Below are 18,602 nucleotides of genomic sequence, written 5' to 3' on the forward strand. Positions count from 1 at the left end.
CCGGCCCAGATGGAGCCGCTTCGGGATTCACACCCGAGACTAGGGAAGGGCACGGCCAGCCGTGCTGGCGACAGCACCGCACGCAGGGACTCACGTTGCTCGTCGAGAGGGAGCCGGCTGAGCTCGGGCACGGCCCGGACGCGGGCGCGGGCAATACACGGGCTGACGGATGACGTGCGCCCGGCAGACAGGTAGTGACAGCTGCGGCTAAGGCCGTCTGACCAGCGACTTAGCACCTGAGGCCTCCGGCACGACCTTTGCGCGGTATGGCGCCAACATGACGCCGTTCCCGCGCAGCAACGTGTTCATCGTGTTCAACAGCGTGGAGAACCAGGCGGTGGAGCCGTTCGCGGCGCCGGTGCGGCGGCCGGAGTACATCGGGGCGAGGGACTTCACGCCGGTCAAGTAGGAGTGCTGGCCGGAGAGGGCGGCGTCACAGCCAGGACAGTGACGCCGCCCTCTCCAGTACGTTCCGTACGGCGCCCTCGTCACCCGCCGCCCCGCGCGGCACCGTGTCCGGCGCGTACCGGCCGCCGACCAGCAGGCAGAAGTCGACCGGGTCCAGGACGAGTTCACCGCGTACGGGATCGTCCCCGGAGCCCAGCACCCACTCCTCGGCGCCGCCGCTGACCGCGAACAGCACCGGCGGCGCGGTGGGCCCGAGGGCCAGACCGAGGATGCGGACGGCGAGGCGGACGAGGCGCCCCAGGTGCTCGTCGGGCGGCGGCGGGACGGCGAGGCCGACGGCGCGCCCGATGTCGTCGGTGTGGATCCACGCCTCGAAGGCGCGCACCAGGAAGTGGTCGGCGACGGGCAGCCGGAGGCCCATCAGCGTCACGGCCCGGGCGGCGCGCTCGAGGTCCCGGGCCTCGGGCGTGGCGAGCAGGTCCGCCGCCTGGTCCGCCCACGCGGCGACGGTCTCCTCGGGCGTCCGCGCGTGCTCGTGGGCGATCACGTCGGCGGTACGCCGGTTCCAGGCGTCCTCCCACCCGCCGCCCTCCTCGACCGGCGAGACCGACGAGACCGGCACCCGCGCGGCGATCCCCAGCTGCTCCGCGAGCGGCTCATCCGCGGCGAGCAGATGAGCGACGGTGGCCTGCACGTCCCAGTCGTACACGACCGGCGTGCTCCATCGCCCCTCCACCTCCGGCAGCAGCGCCTTGAGCCCGGCGACGGCGGCGGCGTACGGCGCGGCATGCCCGGCGACCCGCGTCGGCGCACCCCGCCCATTCAGCACGCCGGCCAGCAGGTCGGTGACGGAAGCGGCGCCCGCGCCGTTGTGCCCGGGCGGGCCCTCGAGCAGCCGTACGATCCCGCGCAGGCGTTCCGCCTCGGCGGTGCAGTCGGGGCAGTCGGCCAGGTGGTGAGTGACCGTGTCGCGCTCGTCCGGGGGCAGGGCGTCGAAGGCCCAGGCGGCGAGCAGGTGCCGGAGCGTGTCGTGATCCGTGCTCACCGTGTGCCTCCTTCCCCGGCCGTTTCCCCTTCCGCCATCATGCGCCCCTTCGCGGCGCCGGGCCGGGGCGGATCGGCCAAAGACTCCGCCAAAGTGTGCAACGCCCTGCGCAGCCGGGACTTGGCAGTGCCCTCAGGGATGCCGAGTTCGGCGACGGCCCGGCGGTAGGTGCGGCCGGCGAAGTAGATGCCGGGCCTCGCCGCGCACCCGGTCCACGGCCCGCCGGTGGCGAGCAGCGACAGCCAGGTGCGCAGGCTCCCGCGGCGCGTACCGAAGGCGTACGGCCTGCTCCGCAGGTGGGCGAAGACCTCCTGCACCACGTCCTCGGCGGCGGCCGCGCTGCGGGTGACGCGCACGGACCCGCCGCACCAGCCCGCCGTACGCGGTGTACGCCTCGGCCGGCGCGGACTCGTCGCCGTACACCAGCCGCCGGTGCAGCTCCGCGTCGGCGGCTGGTCGCGCGGGCGTCCTGTCCGCCGGCTCCACCGGCACCTTCACCCCCGGTGCCCTTCCCAGCGCCCCGCACCGGGACGGCGCCAGCGGTTCAGCCGGACAGGACGTCCAGCAGGCGGTCGACGTCCGCGGGCGTGTTGTACAGGTGGAAGGACGCCCGCAGATTGCCGGCCCGGTTGGAGACCTGGACGCCGGCGCGGCTCAGTTCGGGCTGGCGGTGGCCGAGTCCGGGGACGGAGACGATCGCCGAGCCGGGGGACGGCAGGGCTTCGTGCCCGAGGCCGGCGAGCCCCGCGCGGAAGCGGTCGGCGAGGGCCAGGTCGTGGACCTGGATGGCCGCCACACCGAGTTCCTCGATCAGGGCGAGGGAGCGGCGCGCTCCGGCGTAGGTGAACAGGGCGGGCGGCAGGTCGAAACGGCGGGCGGAGTGGGCGAGTTCGGTGACCGGGCCGTAGCAGCTGTCCCAGGGCTGCTCGCCCGCGACCCAGCCGGCCAGGATCGGCGTGAGCGAGCCGAAGTCCTCGGGGACGACGAGGAAGGCCGCGCCGTGCGGGCCGACCAGCCACTTGTAGCTGACGCAGACGCTGTAGTCGTACGCGCCGGCGTCCATCGGCAGCCATCCGGCGGACTGGGAGAAGTCGACGTAGGTGCGGGCGCCGTGGGCGCGGGCCGCCTCGCGCAGCGCGGGCAGGTCGGCGACGCGGCCGTCGGCGGACTGGGCGGCGCTGACCGCGACGAGCGCGGTGCCGGGGCGGACGGACTCGGCGATCCGCTCCAGCGGGACACTGCGCACCTTGAGGTCGCCGCGGACGTGGAAGGGGTTCACGACGGAGGTGAAGTCGTCGTCGGCGGTGAGGACTTCGGCGCCCTCCGGGAGGGAGGCGGCGACCAGCCCGGTGTAGGTGGCCACCGAGGATCCCGTGGCCACCCGGCCGACGGGGACGCCGGCGATCCGGGCGAAGGCGGCCCGGGCGGCCTCCACGTCGTCCCACAGCGCGTTCAACGGCCGGCCCTCGGCCCGCATCCGCGCCGCCTCGTCGAGGGCGGCGACGGTACGGGCCGGGAGCAGCCCGTTGCCGGCGGTGTTCAGGAAGGTGTGCTTCGGGGCGAACTCGGTACGGACGAGGCTCTCGAAGGTCTCCATGCCTCCACTCTGGGCCTCGGAGAACGCCCCGTCCATTGCGCATTTTTACGTGGTTCCGCTAAGCGGCGCTTATAGATCCGCGCCGACCTGCTGTTTTATTCGCCCCCCGCCTTCCCGGCCTCACTGCTGCTGCGGCACCGCGCAGCCGTCCGGACCGCAGGCGTCCGCGGCCTCGTCCTGGACGAGGGTCAGCGGCCCGCGCTCGCCCCACGCCTGCGTGAGGGCCTGCGTGAACACCTCGGCGGGCTGGGCGCCGGAGACGCCGTACTTCCGGTCGAGGACGAAGAAGGGCACGCCGTTCGCGCCCAGCTCGGCAACCTCGCGCTCGTCGGCGCGGACGGCGTCGGCGTACGCGTCCGGATCGGCGAGGACCGTGCGGACGGCGTCCGCGTCGAGACCGGCGGCGACGGCCAGCTCGACGAGCCGCTCGTCGTCGTTGAAGACGGAACGCTCTTCGGCGAAGTTCGCCCGGTACAGCAGGCCGAGCAGCTCGTCCTGCCTGCCCTGCTCCTTGGCGAGGTGCAGCAGCCGGTGCATGTCGAAGGTGCTGCCGTGGTCGCGGCCCCGGGTGCGGTAGTCGAGCCCCTCGGCGGCGGCCTGGGCGCCCAGGTTGTCCTCACCGGCCTCGGCCTGCGCCGCGCTCATCCCGTACTTCCGGGTGAGCATCGTGATCACGGGCTGGATGTCGTCCTTGGCGCGGCCCGGGTCCAGCTCGAACGACCGGTGCACCACCTCGACCCCGTCGCGGTGCGGGAAGGCCCGCAGCGCCTTCTCGAAGCGGGCCTTGCCCACGTAACACCAGGGGCAGGCGATGTCGCTCCAGATCTCGACGCGCATGTGTCGGCTCTCTCCAGGTCGTACGGGTACGGAGACTCCCTCCGCCAGAATAGGTGAACGTTCAAGGAGATCGGCTCATTCCCCGGGCACGGCGAAGCGCAGGCACAGATGGTGGTCCTTGTCCTCGGCGGGCGGCTGCTGCTCCGGGTCCGGGACCCAGCCCTGGCGGGCGTAGAAGGCCTGCGCCCGTTCGTTGTCCCGGTGCACGTCCAGGACGGCCGTGCACCGGCCGTCGGCCCGCCACTGCTCGACGCAGGCCGTGTGCAGGGCCGTACCGACGCCGGTGCGCCAGTGGCCGGGGTCGACGTGGAACTGGACCAGCTTGACCGTGTCCGCGGGGGCGCCCTCCGCGGGGCGGAACGAGGCGATGCCGACCAGCCTGCCGTCGCGCACCGCGCACAGCACCTGGCCCTCGGGCCGCTCGATGACCTCCCGCCACCGGCCCGGCCAGTCGGCGTCGGCGTCCGGCAGCCCGTCCGGGTAGTAGGTGGCCCGGGCCCGCAGGTGCAGCTCGGCGACGGAGGCGGCCTCGGCGGGCAGGGCGGTTCTGATCACCAGGGACCGGACGGTCCGATGCGCTCTGATCATGCAACAGATGACGCGTCCGCTCCGGACCCGGTTCCCAGGCGGCTGAACTGCGCCCGGCACGCCCTCGGCGTCAGCCCTGTGCGGCGGACCAGGTGGGCGTGCTCCCAGTACGTCGTGGCCCGGCGTCCGTCGGGCAGTCCCGCCCGGGCGTCAGCCCGGGCGGTCCCGGACCAGGTCCGCCAGCACAGCACCGATGTCCTCCGGTTCGGTGAGGAGGGCCAGGTGATGGCTCGCGCGACGCACGACACGCCATCCCGCCGCCCCGGCCCGGTCGGGTAGGCGCCCGGGAGGGCGGGCACGTGGGGAGCGGGTTCCTCGAAGTGGGCCAGCGGGACGCGAGGCAGGTCCCGGCAGAAGCGGGCGCGCAGGCCGGGGTCGGGCAGCAGAGCCTCGATCGTGCCCGGCGGGAACCATGTGTTCCAGGGCGGCAGCGTCCCGCCCGCGGCCACTCCGCGCAGCTGCTCCCGCATGTCCGGCGGAGCGGTGTCGAACCAGGGCCGGCCAGGGTGCGGCAGCAGCGCGTCGGCGAACACCGCACCGGCGAGCGCAACCCGCCGCGGCATGCGCGACGGCGGGCAGCAGGGCACCGGCACCGCTGTGCCCCACCAGCACGACCCGCTCGTCACCGCGCCGGGCGATCTCCTCGGCGACCGCGGCGGCCAGCCCGGGACAGTACGGCCCAGCCCCGCCCATGGCCTCGGCCAGGGAGGGCATGACCGTCACATACCCCCGGGCGCCGAGCACCCGCGCGACCGGCTGCCACACCGAAGCACCCACGAGCGGGCCGTGCACCAGCACCACAGCGGTACGTCCTCGCACGCTCCCTCCTCGATCCGCCTCAGCTGCCGTCCCGCAGATCGCTCGGCCAGCTCGGCCTGTACTCGATGTGGTCGTACGTCACCACGCAGCCCTCCCCCATCGGCGACTGCGTCATGAAGCCCACCAGGGCCGCACCCGTCTCCTCCTCGCCGCCCAGCGTGAACAGCCGGACGAAGGTCCAGCGTTCCCCGTCCCGGGAGGCGTGGAAGGCGAAGGCCCGACCGGTGCGGCTCACCCGCAGCCAGACCGAACTCCCCTCCACGCTGAAGGAGTTGGCGTCATCGGAGTGCCCCCGCGTGACCACCGTGCACACGGTCGGCACATCCGGCGAGTACTCCAGACACAACTTGGCCCAGGCCCGCTCCCCCACATGGACATACAGCACCCCGGCATCGAACGAGGCGTTGAACCCCACGGTGACCCGCGCGATCAGCTGAAAGTCCCCCTCGGGGGCACCGAGCAGCCGGGGCGCATCAGCGGCAGGGTCCAATCCCTCATCCGTGGGCGGCACAAACCGATCCTGCCGAGGACCGGCCCACCCGGTCAGAACCCCGTCCTCATGGGACCAATGTCCGTCCGGCCCATAGGTGCGCAGAAGGAAGGGGAGTTCGGGAAACTTCACATCCATGGCACCGAGTCTCTCAGCCCACCAATGAGGGGCCCGGGGCTGTGTCCATTTGCGGCTCCGCCGCGGTGGGCGCGAGCAATCACAACGAAGCCGCAGCCCGCAACTCACCGCACCCCCTACGGCGCTACCCGCGGAGCGCTACCGCTCAAGCCGCCCGTTGAACCGCCGCGGCAGCCCCAGCGGGTTGTCATCCTTCAGCTCCGGCGGCAGCAAGGCCTCCGGCGCGTTCTGATACGCAACCGGCCGCAGCCACCGCTCGATCGCCGTACCGCCCACCGACGTGGACGTGGAGGTCGTCGCCGGGTACGGACCACCGTGATGCTGGGCGGGAGCCACGGCCACACCCGTCGGCCAGCCGTTCACCAGCACACGCCCCGCCAGCGGCGTCAGCTCGGCCAGCAGCTCGGGCCCCCGGCCCTCTCCCGCGGCCTCCCCGTCGGACAGATGCACGGTCGCGGTGAGATTCCCCGGCAGCCGCGACAGTACGGCCTTCGCCTCGTCCTCGTCCTCGTAGCGCACCACGACAGTGAGCGGCCCGAAGCACTCCTCCAGGAGCAGATCGTGGGCGCCCTGCGCCGCCAGCTTGTCCGCCGGGACGGTCAGGAAGCCCGGGCTCACCGTGTGCTCCCCGCCCGCACCCGCGGTCACCGGGGACTCGACGCCGGCGAGCTGCGTGCGCTCCGCGACACCCGCGAGGAAGTTGTCCCGCATGCGGTGGTCCAGCAGAACCCCGGCGTCGACGTTGCTGACGGCCTCCGTGAGCGACTTGAGCAGACGGTCACCCGAGGCACCCGACGGCGCGAGCACCAGACCCGGCTTCACACAGAACTGGCCGACACCCATCGTCATCGAGCCCGCGAGCCCGCTGCCGAGCTGCTCGGCGCGCTCCGCCGCGGCGGCCTCGGTGATCAGCACGGGGTTCAGCGAGCCCAGCTCACCGTGGAACGGGATCGGGACGTCACGCGCGGCCGCCGCGTCGAACAGGGCACGGCCACCGCGCACCGACCCGGTGAAGCCGGCCGCAGCGACCAGCGGGTGCTTGATCAGCTCGATGCCGGCCTCGAAGCCGTGCACCAGCCCCAGCACGCCCTCGGGAACGGAGTGCGCCGCGGCGGCCCGGCGCAGCACCTTGGCGACCAGCTCGGACAGCGCCGGGTGGTCGGGGTGCGCCTTGACGACGACCGGGCAGCCGGCCGCGAGGGCGCTCGCGGTGTCGCCGCCGGCGACGGAGAAGGCGAACGGGAAGTTCGACGCCGAGTAGACGGCGACGACACCCAGCGGCACCTTGTAGCGGCGCAGGTCCGGGATCGGCGGCGTCGCGGTGTTGTCGGGGTGGTTGATGACGACGTCCAGGAACGCGCCCTCGTCGACGATGTCGGCGAAGGCCCGCAGCTGGAAGCAGGTGCGGGCGAGCTCGCCGGTCAGCCGGACCGGGCCGAGCGCGGTCTCCGCGTCGGCGGTCTCGACGAGCGCGTCCTTGGCCGCTTCGAGCTCGTCGGCGGCCGAGCGCAGGAAGGCCGCACGGACGGTGCGGTCGGTCAGCGCGCCACGCGCGGCCTGGGCGGCACGGACGGCGGCGTCCACTTCCTGGGCTGTGGCCTCCACCGCAACCTGCTCGCGCTGCTTCCCGGTTCGGGGGTCGACACTCCAGACTGGTGCTGCCACCGCGGATCCCTCCACATTGATTGCCGCATGCTATGCCGCAGTATGTACGTCATCTCCACCAGCAGTGTTCGATATACTGAACGCTGTCTGTGATGATGAATATGCTGTCGGAGACTATATCTCCAGCTTCTCGTCGAACGAAGGGGTCAAGGGCGATGTCGGCAGGCGAGACAGGCGGCGGAGCGCAGGTCAAGTCCGCAGTGCGGACGGTTGAACTGCTGGAGTACTTCGCGGGTCGGCCCGGAATGCACTCTCTTGCGGCGGTCCAGGAGGCCGTCGGGTACCCCAAGTCCAGCCTGTACATGCTGCTGCGCACGCTCGTGGAGCTGGGCTGGGTGGAGACGGACGCGACGGGCACACGGTACGGCATCGGCGTACGGGCGCTGCTGGTGGGCACGTCGTACATCGACGGCGACGAGGTGGTCGCGGCGGCCCGCCCGACACTGGACCGCCTCTCGGACGACACCACGGAGACCATCCACCTGGCGCGCCTGGACGGCACGAACGTCGTCTACCTCGCCACCCGCCAGTCCCAGCACTACCTGCGCCCCTTCACCCGGGTCGGCCGCCGGCTGCCCGCGCACTCCACGTCCCTGGGCAAGGCACTGCTCAGCACGTACACCGACGAGCAGGTCCGCAAGATGCTCCCGGAGACCCTGCCCGCCCTCACCGAGAACACCATCACCGACCGCGAGAAGCTCATCGAGGAGCTGCACCAGGTGCGCGAGCAGGGCTTCGCCGTGGACCGCGAGGAGAACACGCTGGGGCTGCGCTGCTTCGGCGTGGCGATCCCCTACCGCACTCCGGCGCGGGACGCCATCAGCTGCTCGGTCCCGGTGGCCCGGCTGACCCCCGCGCACGAGCAGCTGGTCAAGGACGCCCTGTTCGACGCCCGCGACCGGCTGACGCTGGCCACCCGGAGACTCTGACCCGCGGCTCACGGGACGGCGGCGGCAGCATCTTCGGGGCGCTGCCGCGGCAGCTGGCCGGCCCCGAGCTCACATGAACGTCGGATGAGAAAACCGGCGGAAGGGAACGATTCACTCCCGCCCGGACGTCCTTCTGGACGGAATGAACAAGACGATCAGACACGCGTCCGTCTTCACCCTGCTGCTGGTGTTCGCTCTGCTGTTGAGAGCGACCTGGGTGCAGTTCTACGACGGTCAGGCGCTCGCGGACGACAAGGACAACCGGCGCAACGCGATCGAGACGTACTCGCAGCCGCTGGGGAACATCATCGTGGCAGGCAAGTCGGTCACCGGCTCGGCCCCGACGAAGGGCAGCGACCTCAGGTACAAGCGCACGTACACGGACGGTCCGCTGTACGCGGCGGTGACGGGCTACGCCTCGCAGGCCTACGCGCCCACCCAGCTCGAGGGCATCTACCAGGACCTGCTCAACGGCACCGACCCCCGGCTGAAGACCGTGATGGACATGGTCACGAACCAGCGTGCCGATCCGGGCAACGTGGTCACGACGATCGACCCGGACGTGCAGAAGGCGGGGTACGACACGCTCGGCGACAAGCAGGGCGCGGCCGTCGCGATCGACCCGAAGACCGGCCGGATCCTCGGGGTCGTGTCGACGCCGTCGTACGACCCGACGTCGCTGACCGACGCCAACACCGCGGGCAAGGCGTGGCAGGAACTCAACGCCGACCCGGACAAGCCGCTGACCAACCGTGCGCTGCGGCAGCCGCTGCCGCCGGGTTCGACGTTCAAGCTGGTCGTGGCGTCGGCCGCGCTGGAGGACGGGCTGTACTCGTCGGTGGACGAGCGGACCGACAGCCCCAACCCGTACACGCTGCCGGGCACCAGGACCGTGCTGACGAACGAGAACCGGTCCGCGCCCTGTGAGAACGCCACGATCCGGGTCGCGTTGCAGTACTCCTGCAACAACGTGTTCGCGAAGATGGCCGTCGACCTGGGGCAGGACAAGGTGCGGGCGATGGCGGACAAGTTCGGGTTCAACGACCAGGAGCAGGACGTGCCGGTGCGGGCGTACCCGAGCGTGTATCCCTCGGACATGGTGCCTTCGCAGACCGCGCTGACGGGCATCGGCCAGTTCGACGTCACGGCGACGCCGCTGCAGATGGCCATGGTGTCGGCGGCCATCGCCAACGGCGGCGAGCTCGTTTCGCCGCACATGGTGTCGCAGATCACCGACAGTGGCGGTGACGTACTGCGGAACTACGACGACGACGCGGGCACGAAGAAGATCGTCAGCTCCTCGACCGCGGAGCAGCTGCAGTCGGCGATGCGGACGGTCGTGGACAAGGGCACCGGTACGAATGCGCAGATCCCTGGCGTGACGGTGGGTGGTAAGACCGGTACCGCTCAGCATGGTGAGAACAACAGCCAGACGCCGTATGCCTGGTTCACGTCGTACGGGAAGGCCGACGGCAAGGAGGTCGCGGTCGCGGTGGTCGTGGAGCAGTCCGACGCCGCGCGGTCGGAGGTCAGTGGTAACGGGCTGGCGGCGCCGGTGGCCAAGGCGATGATGAAGGCAGCGCTGCAGAACTGAGGGGGTGTGGGGGCAGCCACTCGGGGGCTGCCCCCACTTCTCACTTGACGCCCAGGATCTGCTCGATCGGGTCGATCGCGAAGTACACCAGGAACAGGGCCGAAGTGCCCCACAGCAGCCAGTGGATCTCCTTCGCCTTGCCGAGGACCGTCTTGATCACGACGTAGGCGAGGAAGCCCGCGCCGATGCCGTTGGTGATGGAGTACGTGAACGGCATGACGGCGATGGTCAGGAACGCCGGGATGGCGATCTCGTACTTGTCCCAGTCGATGTGCTTGACCTGGGTCATCATCAGGAAGCCGACGGCGACGAGGGCAGGGGCCGCCGCCTGGAGCGGGACGATGGTGAGCAGCGGTGTCAGGAACAGCGCCAGCGCGAACAGGCCGCCGGTGACCAGGTTGGAGAAGCCGGTACGGGAGCCCTCGCCGACGCCCGCCGCCGACTCGATGTAGGAGGTGGCGGAGGAGGCCGAGGCCGCGCCGCCCGCGACCGCCGCGGCGCCGTCGATGAGCAGCACGCGGCCGAGGCCCGGCACCCTGCCCTGCTCGTCGAGCAGTCCCGCCTCGGCGGTGATGCCGACGACCGTGCCCATGGTGTCGAAGAAGTCGGACAGGATCAGTGTGAAGATCAGCAGGACGACGGTGATGGCCGTGGTCTCGCCGAACGCGCCGAACAGGCTGAAGTGACCGATCAGTCCGAAGTCGGGGGTGTCGACCACCTTGTCCGGCCAGGCGGGCGTGGTCAGGCCCCAGGTCTTGATGTCGGCGACCGAGTTGATGATCATCGCGACAGCCGTCATGGTGACGATGCTGATCAGGATCGCGCCCTTGACCCTGCGGGCGAGCAGACCGATCGTCAGCAGCACGCCGAGGCAGAAGACCAGAATCGGCCAGCCGGTGAGCGTGCCGGTGCCGCCGAGCTGGACCGGCACGGTGGTGTTCGCGGCGTCCGGGACGCGGGTGACGAAGCCGGCGTCGACAAAGCCGATCAGGGCGATGAACAGGCCGATGCCCACGCTGATCGCCTGCTTGAGCGGCTGCGGGATGGCGTGCATCACGGCCTCGCGCAGGCCGGTGACCACGAGGACGCAGATCAGCAGTCCTTCGAGGACGACCAGGCCCATCGCGTCGTCCCAGCTCATCAGCGGGGCGATCTGGAAGGCCACCACGGCGTTCAGGCCGAGTCCGGCGGCGAGCGCGATCGGCAGGTTGCCGCCGACGCCCATGATGATCGTCATGATCGCGGCCACCAGGGCGGTGGCGGTGGTGAGTTGGACGGCGTCCAGCTGGTCGCCGAACTTGTCCTTCGCGCTGCCGAGGATGATGGGATTCAGGACAAGTATGTAGGCCATGGTGAAGAACGTGGCGAAGCCGCCGCGTATCTCACGGGCGAAGGTGGATCCCCGGGCGGAGATCTTGAAGAACCGGTCGACGCTGTTCACGCCGGGCGGCGCGGCGCCGGGCCGGTCGGCCACCTTCTGCGGGTCGGACATGGCGGTACTCCTCGGTGCCTGAGTTGATCGGTCTGCGGATGCTGGCTGGATTGTTCCCGCGTTGAACCTGCTTCAGGTTTTCTGCGTGTTACGGAATCGGGTTCGGCAGGCCATACATTGTTCGAATCCCCGTACGGACGCTGCTACAGTTCCGGATCTCATCCTGGCGGACGGCTGTTCGACTGCTCGACTTCCGAGATGCCGCCGGGGAAGCCGCTTCGAGGAGAGACGCCCGTGGGCACAGTCGTCGACGACGCAGCCTCCGTGGAGTTCCATGCCTTCTTCGAGCGTCACTACGCGGAACTGTCCAGGCTCGCCTGTCTGTTGACGGGTGAGCGGGACACCGCCGACGACCTGGCGGCGGACGCGTTGCTGGCGCTGTGGCACCGCTGGGACCGGGTGCGCGCGGCCGACCACCCGGCGGCGTACGCGCGCGGAGTGGTCGCCAACCTGGCCCGCACCCGCATCCGCAGTGCGGTGCGGGAGCGGCGGCGCATCGCGCTGTTCTGGTCCCAGCGCGAGGAGAACACCGAGAACCCGGACGTGGCGGGCGTGGTCGATGTGCAGGGGGCGCTGCGCAGACTGCCGTTCCGGAAACGGGCCTGCGTGGTGCTGCGGCACGCCTTCGACCTCTCGGAGAAGGACACCGCGCTCGCCCTCGGCGTGTCGGTGGGTACGGTGAAGAGCCAGACCTCGAAGGGAATGGCCGAACTGCAACGGTTGCTGGGCACACAAGAAGTCCCGCAGAAGGTTCATGCGGCGGTGGGGGCACCTCCCCGCTCGAACGAGGCGATGAGCTCGGGGGATCGTACCGGCGAGGCCCGAGGATGGGACCGATGACCATGCGGCGGGACGTGCACGAGGAGCTGCGCGCCCGGCTGCACCAGGCGGCCGGGACGCACGAGCCGGACCGGGCCCGCATCCTGGCCCGCGTGGAGCGCGGCATGGCCGGCCCCGAGCGCGACGGCCACCGGGCGGCACGTCCGCCCGTGTGGGGCTGGGCGCGGGTGGTGAGCGCCACGGCCGCGGTCGCGGGCGTGCTGGCGGTCGGCGGGTACGCGGTCGCGTCCGCCGTACGGGACGACGCTCCCCCGCAGCAGCAGGTTGCGGTCTCGCCGACACTCACGCCGACGCCGGAGGGGAGCCACCGCGCAGCCGAGCCGCCGGTGGACCCGGCACCGCCCGAGGAGACCCGCGAGCCGTCCACGCCCGCCGCGCCCCGCACGACCGCGCGCCCGCCCGCACAGCCGCCCGCCGCCACCGGCGCCGCGGACGGACCGCTGTGGTCGGACGGCTCGGTCGATCCGCACAGCAACGACTTCTGGGCGCAGAGCAACATCACCCTCCGCACCAGCGAGCGGCTGACCGCGCTGACCGTGCAGTTGAAGGTCGCGCAGACCGGCGGGGTCTCCGACGCGGGTGCCTGGCGTTCGCTGCCCGAGCAGGACTTCACCCTCACCGTCGGCGAGCAGGACGGCTTCCTCGTCTACACCTGGACCCTCAAGGCGGGCCGTACGGTCGCGCCGGGCGACTGGGTGTTCGCCGGGCAGTACGACCATGCGCGCGGCGGCCGGGACGCCGGCGGCGACCGCTACACCGCGACGGGCACCGCGGGCTCCGGACAGCTCGCCGTGGGCGGCGATTTCGCGGCCCGGGGCGACGGCGAGGGCGACTCGTGAAGAATCCCTGAAGACGCCCCCCTCGGCCGGTCGGCAGAACGCCCCCGCCGATCACCAGCGGCGGGGGCGTTCCTCCATCGGGAGCCCGGTCAGCCGGTGGCGGCGACCGCGTCCCACAGTGCGCAGTGGTGGGCGGTGGTGAAGTCACCGCCCGGGCGCGGCCCGCCGGCCGACGCGGCCTGCAGCACCGTCACCTCGCCCGGCCGGACGCGCTGGTCGGCCATGTCGGGCAGGCCGGGGGCGCGGGGCACTCCGTGGGCGACGAACGACGACCAGGTGCGCAGGCAGTCCAGCACGGCGCCGGAGTCGGAGTCCGTGCAGCCCAGGGCCTCGGCGAAGGAACGGCCGGTGGTCTCGGCGTCCTTGACGGGGATGGCCGCGCAGTCGCGATAGGAGGCGGACTGACTGATCGCGGCCCGGAACAGGCCGCGTGCGGGCGGCGAGGCCAGCTGGGTGCACACGGCACGGCCGCCCGAGGACTCCCCGGTGGTCTGGCCCCGGACCGGACCGGCGGTGGTCCGGATCACCGGGGGTTCGTCCAACCCGGTCCGCGGGGCAGCGGAGACGGAGGCAGGCGTGAGCACGGCAAGCGGGGTCGCGAGACACGCTGCGGCGGCTGTGCGACGGGCTCGGAACATGTGGGGGGAACCGTCCTTCCACCGCTCCGCAGTGGGGCAGCGCTGAAAGGATATTGATGTCTCAAGCTCTTGCGGGAGCGAATGCTCAATTGCGTGGTCCCCTAGTCCCAGGAGTTGCCGGCGGACACGGTCGACGAGCCCAGCTTCGCCGGGCCCCCCTTGTTGTCCACGGCGCGGTTCCCTTCGAGCCGCGCCTTACCCGTGGCGAAGTAGAAACCGGCCCCCCTGTTGGCGTGGGCGGTGTTGCGGCGGACGGCGCCGGCGCCGGTGTTGGTGTTCTCGGTGAAGCCGTTGCCGGTGTTGTCCCAGGCCGCGTTGCCGGTGACGGTGTGCGCGACGGAGGCGCCCCCGCCGCCCAGCTTGAAGCCGTTGCCGTTGCCCTCGAAGGCGGGGTCCCGCCAGCGGTTGTGGCCGTTGCCGTAGGCGCGGGAGTCCTCGACGGTGACCGGCGAGGAGAACTGCCACAGGTCGAGGCCGTCGTCGGAGTTGTCGTAGAGCCGGGCCCCGGTGACCCGGTTGCCGGTGCCGGAGCCGAACTTGACGGCGATACCGTCGGCGTTGCGGCCATGGCCCGCCGGGTCGTAGTTGCCGTGGCTGTCCAGGTTCTGCACGAGGTTGTTCACCGTGTTGTCGCCGCGCAGCGTGAACCCGGTGTCGCCGTTGTCCGCCGTGACGAGGTTCCGGAAGAGGCCGCCGGTGGAGGAGGTGACGACCAGGCCCTGGGCCGGGGAGTTGCGGAAGGTGAGGTCCTCGACCGTCCAGTGGCTGCCGTGAATGGCGGCCAGCCAGGAGCCGTCGGGCAGCCGGGAGCCGTCGATGCGCACCTGCTCCCCGTCGTACGCGCGCAGCGTGATCCGGTGCGCCGCGGTGCCGCTGGCCGTCGACCGCAGGGTGGCCGTCGGGTGGTAGGTGCCGCCGTGCACCTCGATGACGGCGCCCGCGGCCACGTCCCGCACGGCCGACTCCAGCTGCGCGGTGGTGGACACGGTGACCGTGGCCGACGCGGCCCGGGCGCCGCCGTCGGTCAGTCCGAGGTAGAAGCCGCCCGCCCCCGCGGCACAGGCCACCGCGGCGGCGAGGGAGAGGGTGCGCGTCCTGCGATGGCGTCCGGAGCTGAGCCGCACGGAGCGTTCCTTTCCTAGGGGGCAGTCCTGGCGCACGGCTCCGGAAGACCATTCCAAAAGCCGGGGAGGACACGGGCCGGCGGGGCCACACCGGCCCGTGTCTGCCCTCCGGTCGCCGCCGTGGCCGGAAAGGGTTGCCGCACAGCCCCGAAAGCCACCGAAACTTTCGATCCCTCTCGCTCACCTGCACACCAATTGACGCACCGCCCCTGGCCGGTGAGACTCCCAAGGCCCCTTCAACAGAATCCCCCAGACTCCCACAGGAAGTGTCATGCGCTCCCGCACCGTTCGCACGCTTCTTCTCCCGCTCCTGGCCCTTCCCGCCCTCCTGCTGTCCCTGCTGACCGCGCCACCCAGTACCGCAGACTCCGGAGCACCACCCGTGAAGCAGCCCAAGTACGCCGGCTATCTCTTCGCCTACTTCACCGGCGAGGGGACCGCCGACGGCGAGCAGATCCGCTACGCCCTCAGCCGGGGCAACGACCCGCTGCACTGGCGTGAGCTGAACGCCGGCAAGCCGGTGCTGTCCTCCACCATCGGCGAGAAGGGGCTGCGCGACCCGTTCGTGATCCGCGCCCCCGAGGGCGACAAGTTCTACATGATCGCCACCGACCTGCGGATGTACCGGGGCAGCAGCGGCAGCTGGGACGAGGTCCAGCGGCACGGCAGCAAGTCGATCATGGTGTGGGAGTCCACGGACCTGGTCCACTGGACCGACCAGCGCCTGGTGAAGGTCGCCCCGGACAACGCGGGCAACACCTGGGCGCCGGAGGCCTACTGGGACGACTCGCTCGGTGAGTTCGTGGTCTTCTGGGCGTCGAAGCTGTACGCGGCCGACGACCCGGACCACAAGGGCAACACGTACAACAAGATGCTGTACGCGACCACGAAGGACTTCCGCACCTTCAGCGAGCCCAAGGTCTGGAACGACCCCGGCTACTCGGTCATCGACTCCACGGTGGTGAAGGACAAGGGCACCTACTACCGCTACACCAAGGACGAGCGCAACCCGTCGTCCAGCTCCCCCTGTTCGAAGTTCATCACCGCCGAGAAGTCCACGTCGCTGACCTCGACGAAGTACGACTTCGTCGCGGACTGCATCGGCAAGGGCGCGATGAACCAGGGTGAGGGTCCCACGATCTTCAAGTCCAACACCGAGAAGAAGTGGTACCTGTTCATCGACGAGTACGGCGGCCGCGGCTACATCCCGTTCGAGACGACCGACCTGTCCTCCGGCAAGTGGACCCCGTCCACCGACTACCAGCTGCCGGCGAGCCCCCGGCACGGCACCGTCATGCCGGTGACGCAGGAGGAGTACGACCGGCTGCTGGCCGCGTACCCGCAGAGCCCCACGTCGGTCGTGGACGCCACCGCGCGGGACCAGAAGGGGTACTCGATCGTCACGGAGAGCGCCTCGAAGGTCGTCCTGCCGATGGAGCCGGGCGCCGACCTGCGCGGTCTCGCCCCGAAGCTGTGGGTCGGTGAGGGCGCCACGGTCAGCCCGCGCTCCGGCACCCGGCGCGACTTCCGCAAGCCGCAGACATACACGGTGACGGGGGCCGACGGCGCCAAGCGCACCTGGACCGTGGAGGCGGTGCGCACCCGCAGTCCGATGCTGCCCGGCCTGAACGCCGACCCCGACGTGCACTACCTCAACGGCGAGTACTGGATCTACCCGACGACGGACGGCTTCCAGGGCTGGAGCGGCACGAAGTTCAAGGCGTACTCGTCGAAGGACCTGGTCCACTGGAAGGACCACGGCGTCATCGTCGACCTCGGTCCGGACGTGAGCTGGGCCGACAAGAACGCCTGGGCACCGGCGATCGCCGAACGGAACGGCAAGTACTACTTCTACTTCTGCGCCGAGCAGCAGATCGGCGTGGCGGTGGCCGACTCCCCCGCGGGCCCCTTCAAGGACGCGCTGGGCAAGCCGCTGGTGGCCAAGGGCGGTTCGTTCCAGGGCCAGATGATCGACCCGTCCGTGTTCACGGACGACGACGGGCAGGCGTATCTGTACTGGGGCAACGGCCGCGGCTATGTCGTCCCGCTGAACGACGACATGGTGTCGTTCGACGCATCGAAGGTGAAGGACATCACCCCGGCGAACTTCCGCGAGGGCGCCTTCGTGATCAAGCGGCAGGGCACCTACTACTACATGTGGTCCGAGGACGACACCCGCAGCGAGAACTACCACGTGGCGTACGCCACGGGACCGTCCCCGCTGGGCCCGTGGACCAAGAAGGGGACGATCCTGCAGAAGCGCCCCGAGTACGGCATCCTCGGCACGGGCCACCACTCGGTGGTGAACGCCCCCGGCACCGACGACTGGTACATCGTCTACCACCGGTTCGCCCTGAACGGCCCCGGTAGGCCGGGCGGTGACGGCATGCACCGCGAGACCACCATCGACCGGATGGAGTTCGCGGCGGACGGCACGATCAAGCCGGTGGTGCCGACGCTGGAGGGGATCAAGCCGGTCCGGCGCTGATCACAGGATCTCGCCGAGCCAGGCGAACACCTCGTCCTGCATACGGTCGTTGAAGACGTGGCCCGCCTCGGGCCACGTCTTCACGCGTAACCACTCCTCCGCGCCGCGCGAGCGCCACACGGCCCGCATTCTGTCGTACGCCGCCCGCACGCCGTCGGCCGGGAACAGCCGGTCGAGGCCGCCGTCGAAGAACAGCATCGGCCGGGGTGCCGCGATGCTCGCCACGTCGGGGAAGTCGAGGTGGCGGGGCAGTCCGGGGTGGAGCATGTAGTAGGCGGACTGGCCGCGCAGGATGTTGTTGCCGGGCACGAGGACGTCTTTCAGCCCGGTCATCCAGCACACGCAGGCCGCCGCCGCGATGTCGTCGCTCAGGGCGGCGGTCTGCCAGGCCCGGTACGCACCCATGGAGAAACCGAGGGCTGCGACCCGGCGGGCGTCCACCCGGTCGAGGCCCGCGAGGAACGCGGCGGCCCGCTGGTCCTCGCGGGCCATGAGCCCGGCGAGCGAGGAGCCCAGGTGGTAGAGGGTGCTGGCCAGGGCCTGCTGCTGCTCGTGGACGAGGGGCCCGCGGTCGCCCCAGCCGAGGGCGTCCAGGCACAGCACGACGTGTCCGCGCCGGGCGAGTTCGTCGCCGGGGAACCGCCCGCCGAAGTGCTGCCCGGCCCACTCCCGGGCGGAGCCGAGGCGGCCGTCGTCGTACCAGGGCCGGACGAGTTTCTCCTTGCCGATGTCGAACCTGCTCCCGTGGTCGTGCAGGAGGAGGACGGCCGGGAAGGGGCCGGTGCCGTGCGGGGTGAGCAGGGCGCCGCGGACGCGTTCGTACCGGGTGAGCGAGACGGTCACCAACTGCCGTGTGTATCCGTCGGCTTCGGAGACCTCGCCGAACTCCGGGTCGTACGGCGTTTCGTCCTGCCGCTCGACGAGCAGCAGTTCCTCGACCTTGGCGCGGGCGGCGCGGCGCCAGGCGGCGAAGTCGCGCACGGGTGAGGTGCCCCAGGCGAGCGGAAAGGTGAGCTCGTCGTTGAGCGCCCGGTGGAAGCCGGGGAGACCGGGAACCTCCTCACCCATGCC

General features: G+C 71.1%; 16 protein-coding genes and 2 pseudogenes. 6 read left to right on the forward strand and 12 right to left on the reverse strand.

The features are described 5' to 3' along the window. Nucleotides 1-268 precede the first annotated feature (268 nt). Nucleotides 269-409: pseudogene (locus H8R17_RS18975) on the forward strand (ectoine hydroxylase); the annotation flags it as partial. Between the two features lie 24 nt (nt 410-433). On the opposite strand, the gene H8R17_RS18980 reads toward H8R17_RS18975, so the two are convergent. From H8R17_RS18980 to H8R17_RS19020, 8 genes and pseudogenes are all read right to left on the reverse strand, one after another. Continuing rightward, on the reverse strand, nt 434-1,453 hold the full coding sequence (locus tag H8R17_RS18980) for a maleylpyruvate isomerase family mycothiol-dependent enzyme (protein ID WP_187824394.1): 1,020 nt from the start codon (nt 1,451-1,453) through the stop codon (nt 434-436). Then, nucleotides 1,450-1,951: pseudogene (locus H8R17_RS18985) on the reverse strand (sigma factor). The gene H8R17_RS18980 and the pseudogene H8R17_RS18985 overlap by 4 nt, the downstream one beginning before the upstream one ends. Before the next feature lie 46 nt (nt 1,952-1,997). Beyond that, complete coding sequence (locus H8R17_RS18990) at nt 1,998-3,050, reverse strand: aminotransferase class V-fold PLP-dependent enzyme (protein ID WP_187824395.1); 1,053 nt, start codon at nt 3,048-3,050, stop codon at nt 1,998-2,000. Between the two features lie 120 nt (nt 3,051-3,170). Continuing rightward, nucleotides 3,171-3,887, reverse strand: a complete 717-nt coding sequence (locus tag H8R17_RS18995) for a DsbA family oxidoreductase (RefSeq protein ID WP_187824396.1) — start codon at nt 3,885-3,887, stop codon at nt 3,171-3,173. Nucleotides 3,888-3,962: 75 nt separating this feature from the next. Continuing rightward, nucleotides 3,963-4,475 (reverse strand): GNAT family N-acetyltransferase, encoded by a 513-nt coding sequence (locus tag H8R17_RS19000; protein ID WP_187824397.1) that lies wholly within the window; start codon nt 4,473-4,475, stop codon nt 3,963-3,965. After that, nucleotides 4,472-5,038, reverse strand: coding sequence for a hypothetical protein (locus tag H8R17_RS46940; protein ID WP_262505347.1), 567 nt, complete (start codon nt 5,036-5,038; stop codon nt 4,472-4,474). The genes H8R17_RS19000 and H8R17_RS46940 overlap by 4 nt, the downstream gene beginning before the upstream one ends. Nucleotides 5,039-5,313: 275 nt before the next feature. Further along, on the reverse strand, nt 5,314-5,922 hold the full coding sequence (locus tag H8R17_RS19015) for a DUF1349 domain-containing protein (RefSeq protein WP_187824398.1): 609 nt from the start codon (nt 5,920-5,922) through the stop codon (nt 5,314-5,316). Between the two features lie 138 nt (nt 5,923-6,060). Next, nucleotides 6,061-7,587, reverse strand: coding sequence for an aldehyde dehydrogenase (NADP(+)) (locus H8R17_RS19020; protein ID WP_187824399.1), 1,527 nt, complete (start codon nt 7,585-7,587; stop codon nt 6,061-6,063). 155 nt (nt 7,588-7,742) lie between these two features. Between H8R17_RS19020 and H8R17_RS19025 the strand changes: the two genes are divergently transcribed. Both H8R17_RS19025 and H8R17_RS19030 read left to right on the forward strand, forming a co-directional pair. Further along, entirely contained in the window at nt 7,743-8,516 is a 774-nt protein-coding gene (locus tag H8R17_RS19025; protein ID WP_187824400.1) for an IclR family transcriptional regulator, read from the forward strand. Nucleotides 8,517-8,658: 142 nt separating this feature from the next. Further along, a complete protein-coding gene (locus tag H8R17_RS19030; RefSeq protein WP_187824401.1) occupies nt 8,659-10,110 on the forward strand; it encodes a penicillin-binding protein 2 in 1,452 nt (483 codons plus the stop codon). 40 nt (nt 10,111-10,150) lie between these two features. Here the strand turns inward: H8R17_RS19030 and H8R17_RS19035 are convergent, their stop codons facing one another. Next, entirely contained in the window at nt 10,151-11,602 is a 1,452-nt protein-coding gene (locus tag H8R17_RS19035) for an NCS2 family permease (RefSeq protein WP_187824402.1), read from the reverse strand. Between the two features lie 234 nt (nt 11,603-11,836). Here H8R17_RS19035 and H8R17_RS19040 point away from each other — a divergent pair, with 234 nt between their 5' ends. Then, nucleotides 11,837-12,442 carry a SigE family RNA polymerase sigma factor gene (locus H8R17_RS19040; protein ID WP_187824403.1) on the forward strand — a complete coding sequence of 202 codons (606 nt, stop codon included), beginning with the start codon at nt 11,837-11,839 and terminating at the stop codon, nt 12,440-12,442. Continuing rightward, entirely contained in the window at nt 12,439-13,281 is an 843-nt protein-coding gene (locus H8R17_RS19045; protein WP_187824404.1) for a hypothetical protein, read from the forward strand. Before H8R17_RS19040 ends, H8R17_RS19045 begins: the two co-directional genes overlap by 4 nt. 89 nt (nt 13,282-13,370) lie before the next feature. Here the strand turns inward: H8R17_RS19045 and H8R17_RS46945 are convergent, their stop codons facing one another. After that, nucleotides 13,371-13,808, reverse strand: a complete 438-nt coding sequence (locus H8R17_RS46945; protein ID WP_316959450.1) for a carboxylesterase family protein — start codon at nt 13,806-13,808, stop codon at nt 13,371-13,373. Between the two features lie 212 nt (nt 13,809-14,020). Then, nucleotides 14,021-15,043, reverse strand: coding sequence for a right-handed parallel beta-helix repeat-containing protein (locus tag H8R17_RS19055; RefSeq protein WP_187824405.1), 1,023 nt, complete (start codon nt 15,041-15,043; stop codon nt 14,021-14,023). Nucleotides 15,044-15,314: 271 nt separating this feature from the next. On the opposite strand from H8R17_RS19055, the gene H8R17_RS19060 reads away from it, so the two are divergent. Next, entirely contained in the window at nt 15,315-17,531 is a 2,217-nt protein-coding gene (locus H8R17_RS19060; RefSeq protein ID WP_187824406.1) for a family 43 glycosylhydrolase, read from the forward strand. Here H8R17_RS19060 and H8R17_RS19065 read toward each other — a convergent pair whose 3' ends face one another. Continuing rightward, nucleotides 17,532-18,599: a dienelactone hydrolase family protein gene (locus H8R17_RS19065; protein ID WP_187824407.1), complete on the reverse strand. Its 1,068-nt coding sequence runs from the start codon at nt 18,597-18,599 to the stop codon at nt 17,532-17,534. It abuts the gene before it with no gap. Between the last annotated feature and the right edge of the window lie 3 nt (nt 18,600-18,602).

The organism is Streptomyces sp. TRM68367 (assembly GCF_014495685.1).
In the GTDB taxonomy this organism is placed as follows: Bacteria; Actinomycetota; Actinomycetes; order Streptomycetales; family Streptomycetaceae; genus Streptomyces.

Bases quoted from the DNA above. Each gene is read 5' to 3' on its own strand.
- H8R17_RS18995 (WP_187824396.1), bottom strand. From the start codon at position 3,887: ATGCGCGTCGAGATCTGGAGCGACATCGCCTGCCCCTGGTGTTACGTG.
- H8R17_RS19060 (WP_187824406.1), top strand. From the start codon at position 15,315: ATGCGCTCCCGCACCGTTCGCACGCTTCTTCTCCCGCTCCTGGCCCTT.
- H8R17_RS19025 (WP_187824400.1), top strand. From the start codon at position 7,743: ATGTCGGCAGGCGAGACAGGCGGCGGAGCGCAGGTCAAGTCCGCAGTG.
- H8R17_RS46940 (WP_262505347.1), bottom strand. From the start codon at position 5,038: ATGCCGCGGCGGGTTGCGCTCGCCGGTGCGGTGTTCGCCGACGCGCTG.
- H8R17_RS19015 (WP_187824398.1), bottom strand. From the start codon at position 5,922: ATGGATGTGAAGTTTCCCGAACTCCCCTTCCTTCTGCGCACCTATGGG.
- H8R17_RS19045 (WP_187824404.1), top strand. From the start codon at position 12,439: ATGACCATGCGGCGGGACGTGCACGAGGAGCTGCGCGCCCGGCTGCAC.
- H8R17_RS19030 (WP_187824401.1), top strand. From the start codon at position 8,659: ATGAACAAGACGATCAGACACGCGTCCGTCTTCACCCTGCTGCTGGTG.
- H8R17_RS18990 (WP_187824395.1), bottom strand. From the start codon at position 3,050: ATGGAGACCTTCGAGAGCCTCGTCCGTACCGAGTTCGCCCCGAAGCAC.
- H8R17_RS19000 (WP_187824397.1), bottom strand. From the start codon at position 4,475: ATGATCAGAGCGCATCGGACCGTCCGGTCCCTGGTGATCAGAACCGCC.
- H8R17_RS19065 (WP_187824407.1), bottom strand. From the start codon at position 18,599: ATGGGTGAGGAGGTTCCCGGTCTCCCCGGCTTCCACCGGGCGCTCAAC.
- H8R17_RS19035 (WP_187824402.1), bottom strand. From the start codon at position 11,602: ATGTCCGACCCGCAGAAGGTGGCCGACCGGCCCGGCGCCGCGCCGCCC.